This is a genomic window from Pseudonocardia sp., from assembly GCF_035305885.1.
In the GTDB taxonomy this organism is placed as follows: Bacteria; Actinomycetota; Actinomycetes; order Mycobacteriales; family Pseudonocardiaceae; genus Pseudonocardia.
In genome coordinates this window covers 1-13587 of the sequence record NZ_DATGOP010000090.1, presented here as the reverse complement: position 1 = coordinate 13587, position 13587 = coordinate 1, and the positions used below count along the sequence as shown (strand labels likewise).

The 13587-nt window shown below is 74.3% G+C and carries 16 protein-coding genes; 12 read left to right on the top strand and 4 right to left on the bottom strand.

Annotation, left to right across the window (positions count from 1 at the left end; translation table 11 throughout):
- The first annotated feature begins 149 nt into the window (after positions 1–149).
- Positions 150–305 carry a hypothetical protein gene (locus tag VKZ81_RS19240; RefSeq protein ID WP_324242990.1) on the top strand — a complete coding sequence of 52 codons (156 nt, stop codon included), beginning with the start codon at positions 150–152 and terminating at the stop codon, positions 303–305.
- Positions 306–381: 76 nt separating this feature from the next.
- On the opposite strand, the gene VKZ81_RS19235 is transcribed toward VKZ81_RS19240, so the two are convergent.
- Positions 382–822 carry a nitroreductase family deazaflavin-dependent oxidoreductase gene (locus tag VKZ81_RS19235; protein ID WP_324242989.1) on the bottom strand — a complete coding sequence of 147 codons (441 nt, stop codon included), beginning with the start codon at positions 820–822 and terminating at the stop codon, positions 382–384.
- Between the two features lie 160 nt (positions 823–982).
- On the opposite strand from VKZ81_RS19235, the gene thiD reads away from it, so the two are divergent.
- The 6 genes from thiD to VKZ81_RS19205 all read left to right on the top strand — a co-directional run bounded on the left by thiD (position 983) and on the right by VKZ81_RS19205 (position 7415).
- Positions 983–1831 carry a bifunctional hydroxymethylpyrimidine kinase/phosphomethylpyrimidine kinase gene (thiD, locus tag VKZ81_RS19230; RefSeq protein ID WP_324242988.1) on the top strand — a complete coding sequence of 283 codons (849 nt, stop codon included), beginning with the start codon at positions 983–985 and terminating at the stop codon, positions 1829–1831.
- A 273-nt stretch (positions 1832–2104) separates the two neighbouring features.
- Positions 2105–4360 carry a xanthine dehydrogenase family protein molybdopterin-binding subunit gene (locus VKZ81_RS19225; RefSeq protein ID WP_324242987.1) on the top strand — a complete coding sequence of 752 codons (2256 nt, stop codon included), beginning with the start codon at positions 2105–2107 and terminating at the stop codon, positions 4358–4360.
- A complete protein-coding gene (locus tag VKZ81_RS19220; protein ID WP_324242986.1) occupies positions 4357–4890 on the top strand; it encodes a (2Fe-2S)-binding protein in 534 nt (177 codons plus the stop codon). Before VKZ81_RS19225 ends, VKZ81_RS19220 begins: the two co-directional genes overlap by 4 nt.
- Positions 4887–5702: an FAD binding domain-containing protein gene (locus VKZ81_RS19215; protein ID WP_324242985.1), complete on the top strand. Its 816-nt coding sequence runs from the start codon at positions 4887–4889 to the stop codon at positions 5700–5702. Before VKZ81_RS19220 ends, VKZ81_RS19215 begins: the two co-directional genes overlap by 4 nt.
- Before the next feature lie 165 nt (positions 5703–5867).
- On the top strand, positions 5868–6815 hold the full coding sequence (locus tag VKZ81_RS19210; RefSeq protein ID WP_414709417.1) for a serine/threonine-protein kinase: 948 nt from the start codon (positions 5868–5870) through the stop codon (positions 6813–6815).
- 165 nt (positions 6816–6980) lie between these two features.
- Complete coding sequence (locus tag VKZ81_RS19205; protein WP_324242983.1) at positions 6981–7415, top strand: hypothetical protein; 435 nt, start codon at positions 6981–6983, stop codon at positions 7413–7415.
- An 83-nt stretch (positions 7416–7498) separates the two neighbouring features.
- Here the strand turns inward: VKZ81_RS19205 and VKZ81_RS19200 are convergent, their stop codons facing one another.
- The gene (locus VKZ81_RS19200) at positions 7499–8152 is read right to left on the bottom strand and encodes a response regulator transcription factor (RefSeq protein ID WP_324242982.1); all 654 of its coding nucleotides are present in this window, start codon (positions 8150–8152) and stop codon (positions 7499–7501) included.
- Positions 8149–9339, bottom strand: coding sequence for a sensor histidine kinase (locus tag VKZ81_RS19195; RefSeq protein ID WP_324242981.1), 1191 nt, complete (start codon positions 9337–9339; stop codon positions 8149–8151). Before VKZ81_RS19195 ends, VKZ81_RS19200 begins: the two co-directional genes overlap by 4 nt.
- Before the next feature lie 256 nt (positions 9340–9595).
- Here VKZ81_RS19195 and VKZ81_RS19190 point away from each other — a divergent pair, with 256 nt between their 5' ends.
- A complete protein-coding gene (locus VKZ81_RS19190) occupies positions 9596–10759 on the top strand; it encodes a DUF418 domain-containing protein (RefSeq protein ID WP_324242980.1) in 1164 nt (387 codons plus the stop codon).
- On the opposite strand, the gene VKZ81_RS19185 is transcribed toward VKZ81_RS19190, so the two are convergent.
- On the bottom strand, positions 10731–11093 hold the full coding sequence (locus VKZ81_RS19185) for a DUF952 domain-containing protein (protein ID WP_324242979.1): 363 nt from the start codon (positions 11091–11093) through the stop codon (positions 10731–10733). The genes VKZ81_RS19190 and VKZ81_RS19185 overlap by 29 nt on opposite strands.
- A gap of 89 nt (positions 11094–11182) precedes the next feature.
- Between VKZ81_RS19185 and mftA the strand changes: the two genes are divergently transcribed.
- The 4 genes from mftA to mftE are packed head-to-tail and all read left to right on the top strand — an operon-like array spanning position 11183 to position 13452.
- Complete coding sequence (mftA, locus tag VKZ81_RS19180) at positions 11183–11284, top strand: mycofactocin precursor MftA (protein WP_324242978.1); 102 nt, start codon at positions 11183–11185, stop codon at positions 11282–11284.
- Complete coding sequence (gene mftB / locus VKZ81_RS19175; protein ID WP_324242977.1) at positions 11274–11558, top strand: mycofactocin biosynthesis chaperone MftB; 285 nt, start codon at positions 11274–11276, stop codon at positions 11556–11558. The genes mftA and mftB overlap by 11 nt, the downstream gene beginning before the upstream one ends.
- Positions 11555–12751: a mycofactocin radical SAM maturase gene (mftC, locus tag VKZ81_RS19170; RefSeq protein WP_324242976.1), complete on the top strand. Its 1197-nt coding sequence runs from the start codon at positions 11555–11557 to the stop codon at positions 12749–12751. Before mftB ends, mftC begins: the two co-directional genes overlap by 4 nt.
- Before the next feature lie 8 nt (positions 12752–12759).
- Positions 12760–13452, top strand: a complete 693-nt coding sequence (gene mftE / locus VKZ81_RS19165; protein ID WP_324242975.1) for a mycofactocin biosynthesis peptidyl-dipeptidase MftE — start codon at positions 12760–12762, stop codon at positions 13450–13452.
- The last annotated feature ends 135 nt before the right edge of the window (positions 13453–13587 follow it).

Below are 13587 nucleotides of genomic sequence, written 5' to 3'. Positions count from 1 at the left end.
CGGCGGCGCCCGCGAGGCCGGCGGGTCGGCCGAGCGGGCGGCAGTGCGGGAAGCCGAGGAGGAAGGCGGTCTCCACCCGTCGTGTGTACACGATCCCCGGATCGTTCCTCGACGATCACGGCGATCGGGGGTTCACCACGGTGTTCGCGGTGGTGAACGCGCGTGACACCGGGTTCCGGCGCAGCCGGGAGACCAGCCGGCTCGAATGGATCCGGCGCGACCGGGCGGCGACGCTCGACCTGCGCCCCGGCCTCGCGGCCACGTGGAACGAGCTCGTGCACGTCGTCCTCGGGCGGTACTCCTGACGACGGCCCGAGAAGAACGCGGGCGGTGTGCGCGGACGCCCGCGCACACCGCCGCCGTGGTCGTCGGAAGGTGGTGTCAGCTCTCGATCGGCTCGAGCACGAAGACGGGGATCTCCCGCGTGGTCTTCTTCTGGTACTCGGCGTAGTCCGGGTAGGCCGCGACGGCCCGCTCCCACCAGACCGCCTTCTCCTCCCCGGTGACCTCGCGCGCCTTGTAGTCGCGCGACACCGTGCCGTCCTGCAGCTCGACGTGCGGGTTGGCCTTGACGTTGTAGTACCAGACCGGGTTCTTCGGAGCGCCGCCGAGCGAGGCGACGATGGCGTACTTGCCCTCGTGCTCGACGCGCATCAGCGGCACCTTGCGGAGCTTGCCGCTCTTCGCTCCCCGCGTCGTGAGCAGGACGACGGGCCGCCCCTTGATGTCGACGCTCTCCGTCGTCCCGGTTTCGAGAATCTTCTGCGTCTGCTCCCGGACCCAGGGGGTCGGGCTGATCTCGATCTCACCCTCGAGTGGCATGTCGTGACCAACGGCGCCGGAGCGCCGGATCTTCCCCTCCGCCCGCGGACGGGTTACCGTCGGGCGGCCGGGAGCTCGCAGCAGCGGGCTGAGAGGGTGGCTGGGGCGCCGCCGACCGCAGGAACCTGTCCGGGTAATGCCGGCGTAGGGAGGCGAGATCATGGAGCCCACCGTGGGCACCACACCCCCGACCGTCATGACGATCGCGGGCACCGACTCCGGCGGCGGCGCCGGCGTTGCGGCGGACCTGCGGGCGATGGCGGCCTGCGGGGCGCACGGATGCGTGGCGGTCACCGCGGTCACGGTGCAGAACAGCGTCGGGGTCACCGGCGTGCACCCGATCCCGCCGGAGACGGTGGCCGCCCAGATCGAGTCGGTGGCGGGCGACATCACCCTCCACGCGGTGAAGACCGGCATGCTGGCGAACGCCCCGATCATCGAGGCGATCGTCGGGGCGTGCGACCGCGTGGGCATCGGCGGTGACGGCGTGCCGCTGGTGATCGACCCGGTCGCCGCGTCGATGCACGGCGACCCGCTGCTCGCCGACTCGGCCCTCGACGCCTACCGCACGCTGCTGTTCCCCCGCGCCGTGCTGGTCACACCGAACCTCGACGAGGTGCGGCTGCTCGCCGGGGTCGACGTGCGCGACCGCGCGGGCCAGTACGAGGCGGCCAAGGTGATGCACGCGTTCGGGTCGCGGTACGTGCTGGTCAAGGGCGGGCACCTGGGTGAGGACGGCGACGTGTGCGTCGACCTGCTCTACGACGGCCACACCTTCACCGAGCTGCCCGGGCCGCGGTTCGACACCGGCAACACCCACGGCGGCGGCGACAACATGGCCGCGGCGATCGCCTCCGGGCTCGCGCGCGGCATGTCCGTGCCGGAGGCGGTGGCGTTCGGCAAGCGCTACATCGTCGAGGGCGTGCGCCACTCCTACCCGCTCGGCACCGGCCACGGTCCGATCTCGTCGCTGTGGGCGGTCCGCAGGTGGTGGGAGGAGACCGCTTGACGCCCCGGGCGGTCGGGTGCCGGGGTCGGTCGGCGTCAGGGATGTGGCTTTCCTGAAGGTGGGCGTCAGGAATGTGGCTTTCCTGAACTGCTGTGTCCAGCGCGAGCCGCCCGTGCCCGCGCTGCCGCCCACGATCGGCCGACCCCGGGTGAGCGCCCGGTTGCGGTGCGCGACCGGCGGCGCGGCACCCTGGTCGTCAGATCAGGTTCCGCCTCGCGGAAGCACCGTCTCGGTGCAGGCGGTGGGCGAGCCGGAGGGCTAGCATCCCCGGCGATGAGCATCATGGGCACGCGCGTGGTCCGCACAGAGGATCCGGTGTTCCTCTCCCGGGGCGCGACCTACACCGACGACCTGACCGACGAGCGGTTGACCGGTGCCCTGCACCTCACGCTCGTCAGATCCCCGATGGCACACGCCCGGATCACGGGCATCGACGTCGAGGCGGCGAAGGCCGCGCCCGGCGTCGTCGACGTGATCACCGGCGCCGACCTCGACTTCGGGCCGGCGCTGATGTTCCCGGCGGCGAACAAGGCGATGGTCCGCTCCTTCCTCGCCAAGGACCGGGTGCGGTTCGTGGGCGAGCCGGTCGCGGCCGTCCTCACCGAGCACCCGTACCAGGGGCCGGACGCCGCCGAGCTGGTGGAGGTCGACTACGACCCGCTGCCGGCCGTCGTCGGGCTGAAGGAGTCGGCGAAGGACGAGGTCCTCCTGTTCGAGGAGGCCGGGACGAACGTCGCGCTGGCGTTCGAGGACGGCCCCTTCGACGACCACCTCTTCGACGACTGCGAGGTGGTGGTCACCCGCGAGATCGTCAACCAGCGGCTGGCCGCCGCCCCGCTCGAGACGCGGGCCGCCGCGGCCGCCTGGGGCGACGACGGGCGGCTCACCCTGTTCGCGTCCACCCAGAACGCGCAGATGGCCCGCGACGAGGTGGCGGGCTGGCTCGGGATCGAGCCGTCCCAGGTCCACGTCATCCTCCCCGACGTCGGCGGCGGGTTCGGCGCGAAGATCGGCGCCGACCCCACGTTCGCGCTCGTGGCGTGGCTCGCGAAGCGGGCCGGGCGCCCGGTCCGCTGGACCGAGACCCGGTCGGAGAACATGACCGGGATGCTGCAGGGCCGCGGCCAGCTGCAGACGATCACGATCGGCGGGCGCCGCGACGGCACCGTCCTCGCCTACCGCCTCGACGTGCTCGCCGACGCGGGCGCCTACCCGTCGCTCGGCACGTTCCTGCCGTTCTTCACCCGGCAGATGGCGCCGGGCGTCTACGACATCCCGAAGGTCGAGTCGCGGGCCAAGGTGCTGGTCACCAACACCACGCCCACCGGCGCGTACCGCGGCGCGGGCCGCCCGGAGGCCACCGCGGCGATCGAGCGGGCGATGGACCTGTTCGCGGCCGAGATCGGGATGGACCCGGCCGAGGTGCGCAAGCGCAACGTCGTGCCGCCCGACAAGTTCCCGTTCACCACGAAGGGCGGGGCCGTCTACGACACGGGCGAGTACGCGAAGGCGATCGACCGGGTCCTGGAGGCGGCCGGGTACGCCGAGCTGCGGGCCGAGCAGGCCCGCAGGCGCGAGCGCGGCGACGTCGTGCAGCTGGGCATCGGCGTGTCCGCGTACGTGGAGATCACCGGCGGCGGCGAGTTCCGCGAGGACGCCTCGGTCGAGGTGCACCCGGACGGGACGGTCACCGTGCTCACCGGGACCTCCCCGCACGGCCAGGGCCACGCGACGGCGTGGGCCATGCTCGCGAGCGAGCACCTCGGCATCCCGATCGAGAAGATCACCGTCAAGCACGGCGACACCGACCTGATCCCGCGCGGTGCGGGCACGATGGGCTCGCGGAGCCTGCAGACCGGCGGCGTCGCGGTGTACCAGGCGGCGGGCCAGCTGGTGGAGATCGCCAAGCAGCGCGCGGCCGACCTGCTCGAGGCGAACGTCGGCGACCTCGAGGTCGCCGAGGGCCGGGTCGTCGTGAAGGGCACCGGCACGGGCGTGGACCTCGCGGAGCTGGCCGCGAAGGAGCAGCTGCGCGTCGACACCTCGTTCGACAGCGGTGCCGCGACGTTCCCGTTCGGGGCGCACGTCGCGGTGGTCGAGGTCGACACCGAGTCCGGCAAGGCGGTCGTCGACCGGATCGTCACCGTCGACGACGCCGGCCCGGTGCTCAACCCGCTGCTGGCCGAGGGCCAGCGCCACGGCGGCATCGCGCAGGGCATCTCGCAGGCCCTGTACGAGGAGGTCCTCTACGACGCCGACGGCAACCCGCTCACGGGCACGTTCGCCGACTACGAGTTCCCGTCCGCGGCGGAGCTGCCGAGCTTCACGCTGGAGCACATGGAGACGCCCACACCGCTGAACCCGATCGGCGCGAAGGGCATCGGCGAGGCGGGCACCATCGGTGCCACCCCCGCCGTGCAGAGCGCGGTGATCGACGCGGTGTCCCACCTCGGCGTCCGCCACATCGACATGCCGACCACACCGCAGCGGGTCTGGGAAGCGATCCAGGCCGCCGGAGGCGCGAAATGACAGAGAAGGTCCAGATCACCGTCAACGGGCAGCCGACCAGCGCCGAGGTCGAGCCGCGGCTGCTGCTCGTGCACTACCTGCGCGACGTCGTCGGGCTCAAGGCCACCAACGTCGGCTGCGACACGACCTCCTGCGGTGCCTGCACCGTGCTGCTGGACGGCGAGTCGGTCAAGTCGTGCACGGTGCTCGCCGTGCAGGCCGACCAGCAGTCGGTCACCACGATGGAGGGGCTCTCGCCCGACCCGGAGCACCTGCACCCGGTGGCCGCGGCGTTCCGCGCCGAGCACGGCCTGCAGTGCGGCTTCTGCACGCCCGGCATGGTGATGGCCGCGGTGAGCCTGCTGAAGGAGAACCCGCACCCCACCGAGAAGGACGTGCGCGAGGGCCTCGAGGGCAACCTCTGCCGCTGCACCGGCTATCACAACATCGTCCGCGCGGTGCTGGCCGCGGCGGGCGACGACCCGGCGAAGGCCGAGGACTCGCCCGCCGAGCTCGCCGCGCCCGGCTTCTCCACCGGGAGCTCCGCATGATCCCCGTCGGATTCGACTACGCGCGCCCCGAGTCCGTGGACGGGGCCCTCGCCCTGCTGGAGGAGCACGGCGAGGACGCCACGCTGCTCGCGGGCGGGCACTCGCTGCTGCCGGTCATGAAGCTGCGGCTGGCCGCGCCCGAGCTGATCATCGACATCGGCAAGCTCACCGAGCTGCAGTACATCCGGGTCGACGGCGACGAGGTCGCGATCGGCGCGGGGACCCGCCACCACGCGATCGCGGTGTCGGACGTGCTCGCCGCGGAGTGCCCGCTGCTGCCCGCCGTCGCTCGCACGGTCGGCGACCCGCAGGTGCGCCACCGCGGCACCATCGGCGGCTCGCTCGCGCACGCCGACCCGGCCTCCGACCTGCCGGCCGCTGTGCTCGCGCTCGGCGGGACGGTCGTGCTGCGCAGCCCGCGCGGCCAGCGGCAGGTGCCGATCACCGGCTTCTACACCGGCGTGTTCTCCTCGGTGAAGGAACCCGACGAGCTGATCGTCGAGGTCCGGGTGCCGCGCACCGGCGGCGCGGGCTGGGCGTACGAGAAGTTCACCCGGCGTGCGATCGACTGGGCGGTCGTCGGGGTCGCGGTCGTCGACGGCCGGGTCGGCCTGGTCAACATGGGGCCCACCCCGCTGCGGGCCTCGCAGACCGAGGCCGCGCTCGCTGACGGCGCCTCGATCGAGGAGGCCGCGGCGCTGGCCGACCAGCGCACCGAGCCGCCGTCGGATTCGGCCGCCACCGCGGAGTACCGGCGTCACCTAGCGCGCGTGCTCACGCGCCGGGCGCTCACCACTGCCGCCAACGGGTGACGCACATCCGGGTCGAAGTTTCCCGGTTCCGTGCGTAACTGCCCCGTACGGGGGAAAGACTTCGGTATGGCCCCCGACGAGGCTGTTGCGTTCGGCGACGCTCCCCGCGTCGTCGCCGGTCGTTACGAACTCGGGTCCGTGCTCGGCGCCGGATCGTCCGCCGTCGTGCACCGGGCCCGTGACCTGCGGCGAGGCGTCGAGGTAGCGATCAAGTGCTTCCGGCCGGGCGGGTCGGAGCGAGACCTGCGCCAGCAGCGCCAGGAGATGGAGCTGCTGGCCCGGCTCGACCATCCGGGGCTCGTCCGGTTGCACGACGGCGGGCTCGTGGACGACTGCCCGTTCGTCGTGACCGACCTGGTGGAGGGGCCGACCCTGGCCGAGCGCATCGCCTCGGGGCCACCGCTGGCTCCCGGGGCGGTGCGCCGCCTCGGCGCCCAGCTCGCCGACGCGCTGGCCTACGTGCACGCGGCCGGCATCGTCCACCGCGACGTGAAGCCGGCCAACGTGCTGCTCGGCAGCGGCGGGCGCCCGCGCCTGGCCGACTTCGGCATCGCCCGCGCGCTCGAGGCCACCGCCGCCACCGCCGACGGCTGCGTCGTGGGCACGGCCGCCTACCTCGCGCCCGAGCAGGTGCGCGGGGAGCACGTCGCCCCGGCCACCGACGTGTACGCGCTGGGCCTGGTGTTGCTGGAGGCGTTGACGGGGCGGCGGGAGTACCCCGGTGCGGCCGTCGAGTCGGCCACCGCGCGGCTGCACCGCCCGCCTGCGGTGCCCGACGGCCTGCCGGCCGGGCTCACCTCCGTCCTGCGGGCGATGACCCAGGACGACCCGCTGCGCAGGCCGCCCGCGGCCGCCGTGGCGTCCGCGCTGTCGGCCGACCCGGCCTCGCCCGCCGCCTCGCTCGGGCTGGAGTCCCCGCCGCGGGCGCGGGTGGGCCGCCACGGGCGGCACCGCCTCGGCCGTCCCGGGGCACGCCCGGTGTCGCGCATCGCCCTCGCGGCGCTCACCGCGCTCGTCGCGATGCTCGCGGTCGCCGCGGCGCCCGCCGCGCCGCCGCTCAGCGCGGCGGCCGACGTCACCGACGCGATCGGCCTCTCGGCCCGCCTGCGCTGAGGCCATCCCTTTCCGACGAACGGCGCGTTCGTCGGATAGGTGCCGACGGGCGCGCCGTTCGTCGGAACGGAGTGAGCCGGCTCAGCGGAGTCTCAGCCGACCCGCTGGTGACGGCCCGGGTGCCGGCTAGCCTGTGATCAGCAGAACCGATCGAGGACCGCGCCCATGTCCGTCAAGCCGTCAGCTGCGCTCACGGTGGTCTTCGTCGTGATCGGCGTGATCACGGCGACCCCGGTCCTCGCCCTCGCCGACCCAGAGGTCCTGCGCTGGACCTACGGGGTCACCGATCCCGATCCCATGACGCTCGCGCTGCTCCAGCACCGCGGGGTCCTGCAGCTGGCGCTCGGCGCCGCTCTGGTCTGGGCCGGCCTGTTCGCGCCCGCCCGGGTGCCCGTCGCCGTGGGCGCGTCCGTCACCAAGGGGACGTTCCTCGCGCTCCTCCTCCCGCACCCCGCCCTGCGGGAGGACGTGACGCCGTTCAGCGTCGTGTTCGATGCCGCGTGCCTGGTCTTCTTCGCCGCCTTCCTGGCGGCGACGGCCCGGGCCCGCCGGATCGGTGCGCGGTCTTCCGCGCCGGCTGCAGGCGCCCGCACGCGCTGAGCCCCACCCCTTCCTCCGACGAACGGCGCGTTCGTCGGACAGGTACCGACGGGCGCGCCGTTCCTCGGGAACGGGACGGGGCCTCAGTCCACCAGGCCTGCGTCCTGGGCGGCGATCGCCGCCTGCACCCGGGAGCGCAGGCCCAGCTTGGTGAGCACCCGCGAGACGTGGGTCTTCGTCGTGGCCTCGGTGATCACCAGCTCCTTCGCGATCTCCGCATTGGACATCCCCCGGCCCAGGCAGGCGAGCACGTCCCGCTCGCGCGGGGTGAGCTCGTCGAAGCCCGGCGGGAGGACCGGCTTGCGGGCGGGCGCGGCGAGCCGGGAGATCACCCGGCGGGTCACCTCGGGGGCGAGCACGCCGTCGCCCCTCGCCACGGCGCGCACGGCCGCGAGCAGGGCGGGCGCCTCCACCGATTTGAGCAGGAAGCCCGCCGCGCCCGCGGCGAGGGCCGAGTCGACGTACTCGTCGAGGTCGAACGTGGTGAGCACGAGCACCTCGCACACCGAGTCCGCGACGAGCCGCCGCGTCGCCTCGATCCCGTCGATGCCGGGCATGCGGATGTCCATGAGCACGACGTCCGGCTTGCGCTCGCGGGCCATGGCCACGGTCGCCAGGCCGTCGGCCGCCTCGCCGACCACCGTGATGTCCGGCGCGGAGTCGAGGATCATCACCAGCCCGGTGCGGATCGCAGCCTGGTCGTCGGCCACGACCACGCGGACGGTCTCGCCGGTCATCGGGCCGCCCCCGCCGGGGCGCGCACCGGCAGCGCCGCCCGCACGCGCCAGCGGTCGCCGTCCGGGCCCGCGGTGATGGTGCCGCCCACGGCGTCGGCGCGCTCGCGCAGGCCGAGCAGCCCCGTGCCGGTGCCGTCGCCCGACGGGGCCCCGGGCACCAGGTCGTTCTCGATGTCGATCACCAGTTCTCCGTCGTGGACGTCCAGGCGCAGGCGGACCCGGCTGCGCGGGGCGTGCTTGGCGGCGTTCGTCAGGGATTCCTGCACGATCCGGAACGCGGCCAGGTCGACGGCGGCGGGCAGCTCGGCCGCCTCGCCGCGGGCGTCCTCCACCTCGATGCGCAGGCCGGTGCCCGCGGCTGACTCGAGGAGCGCGTCGAGCCGGTCGAGCCCGGCAGGCGCGGTGCGGGGGTCGGCGTCGGCCGCGCCGCCCGCCCGCAGCAGGCCGATCATCGTGCGCATCTCGGCGAGCGACGCCACGCTGTCGCGGCGCACCGACTGCAACACGCGCCGCAGCACGGCCGGGTCGGGGTCGGGCAGGTTGAGCGCCGCCTCGGACTGGATCGCGATGCCCGAGAGCTGGCCTGCGATCACGTCGTGCAGGTCGCGGGCCATCCGCGCCCGCTCGGCCGCCACCGCGGCGGCCCGGTCCAGCTCGGCCATCCGGGCCGCCTGCTCGGCGCGTCCCCGCTCGGCGTCGGCCCGCTCGCGGTGCAGGCGCACCTCGCGGCCCCACAGCACGGGCACCGCGAGCACCAGGCCGAGGTTCAGGGCGACGAGGAGGGCCGCGCGGGCGCCTTCGGCGACGAGGCTGACGAGCGCCGCGCCACCGGCCACGGCCGCGGTCGCGCCCGCCACCGTCCAGCTCAACCGCTCCGAGGTGTGCAGGACCGCGCAGTAGAGCAGGTCGCCCAGCACCAGCATCAGCGCGAGCGGCACGACGCCCAGCAGGATCATCGCGACCAGCACGCCGCAGGCGACCACCAGCCCGAGCACGGGCCGGGCTCGGCGCTGGGTCTGGCCGAGCGCGGCGACGACGAGCAGCGCCGCCACCGCCCACAGCGGTGGGGCGGGGACGTCGCTCCAGCGGATCGCGACGTCGGGGGCGGCCAGGTACAGCAGCACGCCCACGGCGAAGAACCCGCCCGCGTGGAGCAGGTCCGTGTGCCGCTCCAGCCAGCCCGTCACGGCGCCCATTGAACACGCGACGGCGCCGGTCCGCGTCGATCGAAGGTGGTACGCACCGCCCGGCGAGTCGCGCTCTGGCTGCGGGCGAGTCGCGGGCTCGGTGTGGGCGAGTCGCGCTGCGGGTGCGGGCGAGTCGCGCCTTGGGGCCCGGCGAGTCGCGGGCTCGGTGCGGCCGGCCCGGATCGGTCGAAGGGTGTACGCCGGGGTCGATCGCGCGCCCGACGACGCGACGGCGCGGTCCCACGATGCTCGGCCCATGCCGGTGATCACCGAACGGGGGCGGATCGACGCGCTCGACGTCCTGCGGGGCGTCGCCATCCTCGGGACGTTCGCGACGAACGTCTGGCTCTTCGCGGAGCCAGGCGGGCCGATCGCCTACCTCGGCGCGGCGCTCACCGACGTCGGCGTGGTCGAGACGGCGCTGCGGACGCTCAGCAACGGCAAGTTCCTCGCGCTGCTCACGCTGCTGTTCGGGGTGGGGATCGAGCTGCAGTACCGGTCGGCCGTGCGGCGGGGCGACCCGTGGCCCGGCCGGTACCCGGTGCGGGCCGCGGTCCTCTTCGTCGAGGGCCTCGTCCACTACGTCCTGGTGTTCGAGTTCGACGTGCTGATGGGCTACGCGATCGCCTCGATACTGGTGGCGTACCTGGTGGGGCGCAGCGAGCGGGTCGTGCGGGCGTGGGTGGGCGCGGTCGGCGCGGTGTACGTCGCCGCGCTGCTCGCGCTCACGGCCCTGCTGCTGGTGACCCCGGGCCCGCCCGCCTCCGGCGGCGCCTCCGACCCGGCGCTCACGGCCAGCTGGCCGGAGCAGGTCCGGCTGCGTCTGGAGCACTTCGCGCTGCTGCGCGCGGAGCTGGTGCTGATCGTGCCCTCGGCGGTCGTGCTCTTCCTCGTCGGCTCCCGGATGGTCCGTGCGGGCGCGTTCACCGAGGCAGGTACGCGCATCCGGCGCAGGCTCACCGCCGTCGGCTTCGGCGTCGGGCTCCCGCTGAACGCCCTCACGGCGCTCGGCGGACCGGACCTGTTCCTCCTGGACCGTTACCTCGTCCCACCGCTGGTCGCGCTGGGCCTGCTCGGGCTCGGCACGTCGCTCGTGCTGCGGGCCCGCCGCGCGCCCGGCCCGCTCCGGTGCGGGCTCACGGCGGTCGGCCGCACCGCGCTCTCCTGCTACGTCCTGCAGAACGTGCTCGCCGCGGCGCTCTGCTACGGCTGGGGCCTGGGGCTCGCCGAGCGGTTCGCGGGCGCGGGGCCGTGGTTCGCGGTCGCGCTGTGGGCAGGCGTCTCGGCCCTCCTGCTGGTCGCCGCGCCGCTCTGGCTGCGCCGCGCGGACCGTGGCCCGCTCGAGCTCGTCGTGCACCGCCTCATCGCCGGGCGGCGCGCGCCCGCCGGGGTCAGCGGCCGGGCAGGGTCGGGGCGGTGAAGGTGCCGTCCTCGCCCGGCCGGTAGGGCAGGGTCGCGGTCACCGCCGAGGCCGGGACCGGGCCGTACGCGTGCGGGAAGCGCATCGACGCGGGATCCCCCGGCACCCCGGGCTCCCAGCGGACCTCGACGCCGATCCGTGCCGGGTCGATCACCAGCAGCAGGATGTCGGACCGGCCCTTGAACAGGCGGTTCGCCGGGAGGGAGACCTGCTCCGGCGTCGAGAGGTGGACGAACCCGGCCTCGGCCAGCGACGGCGGGGCGATCACGCCGGCCGCGCGGGCGGCCTCCCACTCCCCGGCGGTGCACATGTGCAACAGGACGTCGGACTCCACCGGTGCAGTCTGCCGGGCCTTGTCTTTGACACGACGTGTCAATTATCGTCCGCCACATCCCCAGCCGCCGTCCCGCCAGGAGGTTGCGCATGTCGCCCACCAGCGAGTCCCAGGCCGCCGCCGAGGAGCCGGTCGTCGAGGAGAGCCTCGTCGAGGAGGTCTCGATCGACGGCATGTGCGGTGTCTACTGACGGCCCGGTCTTCAACCCGGAGCTGCCGCACCGCTGCAGCCCACAGGTGGCGTTGCGCCCCGAGCCGTTCGGGGCGCTCGTCTACCACTTCGGCACCCGCAGGCTGTCGTTCCTGAAGACGCCCCAGCTGGTCGAGGTCGTCTCCGGCCTGGAACGGCACCCGTCCGTGCACGCCGCCATCGAGGCGGCGGGCGTCGAGGAGGCGCAGCGGCCCGCCTACCTGCGGGCGCTCGCCGGCCTCGCCGCGAACGGGACCATCGAGGAGCGACCGTGAAGCTGGTGGAGCACTTCCAATACGGCCTGAACTCCCCGATCTGCCTCACCTGGGAGCTCACCTACGCCTGCAACCTCGCGTGCGTGCACTGCCTGTCGTCGTCGGGACGGCGCGACCCGCGCGAGCTCACCACCGCCGAGGCGAAGGCGGTGATCGACGAGCTGCAGCGGATGCAGGTCTTCTACGTCAACATCGGCGGCGGCGAGCCGACCGTCCGCCCCGACTTCTGGGAGCTCGTCGACTACGCCGTCACCCACGACGTCGGCGTCAAGTTCTCCACGAACGGGATCAAGCTCGACGAGGCGCGCGCCGCGCAGCTCGCCGCCACCGACTACGTCGACGTCCAGATCTCCCTCGACGGCGCCACGCCCGAGGTCAACGACCACGTGCGCGGCCCCGGCTCCTACGCCACCGCGATCAGGGCGCTGGAGAACCTGGCCGCGGCCGGGTTCGGAAAGCCCAAGATCAGCGTCGTCGTGACCCGGCAGAACGTCGACCAGCTCGACGAGTTCAAGGCGATCGCCGACCGGTTCGGCGCGCAGCTGCGCATCACCCGGCTGCGGCCGTCGGGCCGCGGCGCGGACGTGTGGGACGAGCTGCACCCCACCGCCGAGCAGCAGCGGCAGCTCTACGACTGGCTCGTCGCGCACGGGGAGGACGTGCTCACCGGCGACTCGTTCTTCCACCTCTCCGCCTACGGGGAGGCGCTGCCCGGGCTGAACCTGTGCGGCGCGGGGCGGGTGGTCTGCCTGATCGACCCGGTCGGCGACGTCTACGCCTGCCCGTTCGCGATCCACGAGAACTTCCTCGCGGGCAACGTCCGGTCGCCGGGCGGGTTCGAGGCGGTGTGGCGCACCTCGGAGCTCTTCGCCGAGCTCCGGCGGCCCCAGACCGGCGGCGCGTGCCGCAGCTGCGGCTTCTACGACTCCTGCCAGGGCGGCTGCATGGCCGCGAAGTTCTTCACCGGCCTCCCGCTCGACGGGCCCGACCCGGAGTGCGTCCGCGGGTTGGGCGAGCAGGCCCTCGCGGCGCGCGGCCCGGACACGGTGATCCCGAAGTCGGACGTCGACCACTCCCGCTCGGCGCCGCGCAACTCCCGCGGCCCCGTGCCGGTGACGATCGGGATGCGCCCGGACCGGGCGTGCGACGAGAACCCGCTCGCGGGCCTGAAGGTCCCGGTCGCGGGCCGCTGAGCACCTCGGTGGCGGCGACGCTCGGCGGGCTGGCCTGGCCCGACGTGCCCGCCGCCACGGTGCTGGTCCCGCTCGGGGCGTGCGAGCAGCACGGGCCGCACCTGCCGCTCGACACCGACCTGCGGATCGCCGCCGCCGTGGCCCGTCGCGCCGCCGCGGGCGACGATGCGCTGCTGGTGGCGCCGCCGCTCGCCTACGGGGCGTCCGGTGAGCACGAGGGTTTCCCCGGCACGCTGTCGATCGGGCACGACGCGCTCCGTGCGGTGCTCGTGGAGCTGGGCCGCTCGGCGTTCCGGTGGGTGCACCGGCTCGTGTTCGTCAACGGGCACGGCGGGAACCTGCCGACGGTCCCGGACGCGGTGGCGCAGCTGCGGGCCGAGGGCCGGGACGCCGCGTGGTGGCCGTGTGCCGTGGCGGGCGGGGACGCGCACGCGGGGCGCACCGAGACCGCCGTCCTGCTCGCCCTCGACCCCGCCGCGGTCCGGGTGGACGCGGCCGAGCCGGGCGCGACCGCCCCGCTCGCGCAGCTGCTCCCCGCGCTGCGGGACGGGGGCGTGGCGGCGGTGAGTCCCAACGGCGTGCTCGGCGACCCCACCGGCGCCACGGCGGCCGAGGGCGAGCGGGTGCTGCGCGAGCTGGCCGCGGCCCTGCGCGATCGGGTCACCCGGTGGGCGCCGGACGGGACCGGTCGCCTCGCCTAGTTGTAGTGACTCAGGACGTTGTTGTCAGTGCTCGACGGCGTGTCGGCTTGAACGAGGGGAGGGCCTCCGGGCGAGGTGGGTGTGTCTGAGGCACCTACTTCGAACCCAGGAGGCCCTCCATGGCGCACCGTAACG

Coding starts and splice junctions, on each gene's coding strand:
- VKZ81_RS19225 (WP_324242987.1), top strand. CDS start 2,105: ATGAGCATCATGGGCACGCGCGTGGTCCGCACAGAGGATCCGGTGTTC.
- VKZ81_RS19220 (WP_324242986.1), top strand. CDS start 4,357: ATGACAGAGAAGGTCCAGATCACCGTCAACGGGCAGCCGACCAGCGCC.
- VKZ81_RS19215 (WP_324242985.1), top strand. CDS start 4,887: ATGATCCCCGTCGGATTCGACTACGCGCGCCCCGAGTCCGTGGACGGG.
- VKZ81_RS19205 (WP_324242983.1), top strand. CDS start 6,981: ATGTCCGTCAAGCCGTCAGCTGCGCTCACGGTGGTCTTCGTCGTGATC.
- mftA (WP_324242978.1), top strand. CDS start 11,183: ATGTCGCCCACCAGCGAGTCCCAGGCCGCCGCCGAGGAGCCGGTCGTC.
- VKZ81_RS19190 (WP_324242980.1), top strand. CDS start 9,596: ATGCCGGTGATCACCGAACGGGGGCGGATCGACGCGCTCGACGTCCTG.
- thiD (WP_324242988.1), top strand. CDS start 983: ATGGAGCCCACCGTGGGCACCACACCCCCGACCGTCATGACGATCGCG.
- VKZ81_RS19235 (WP_324242989.1), bottom strand. CDS start 822: ATGCCACTCGAGGGTGAGATCGAGATCAGCCCGACCCCCTGGGTCCGG.
- VKZ81_RS19200 (WP_324242982.1), bottom strand. CDS start 8,152: ATGACCGGCGAGACCGTCCGCGTGGTCGTGGCCGACGACCAGGCTGCG.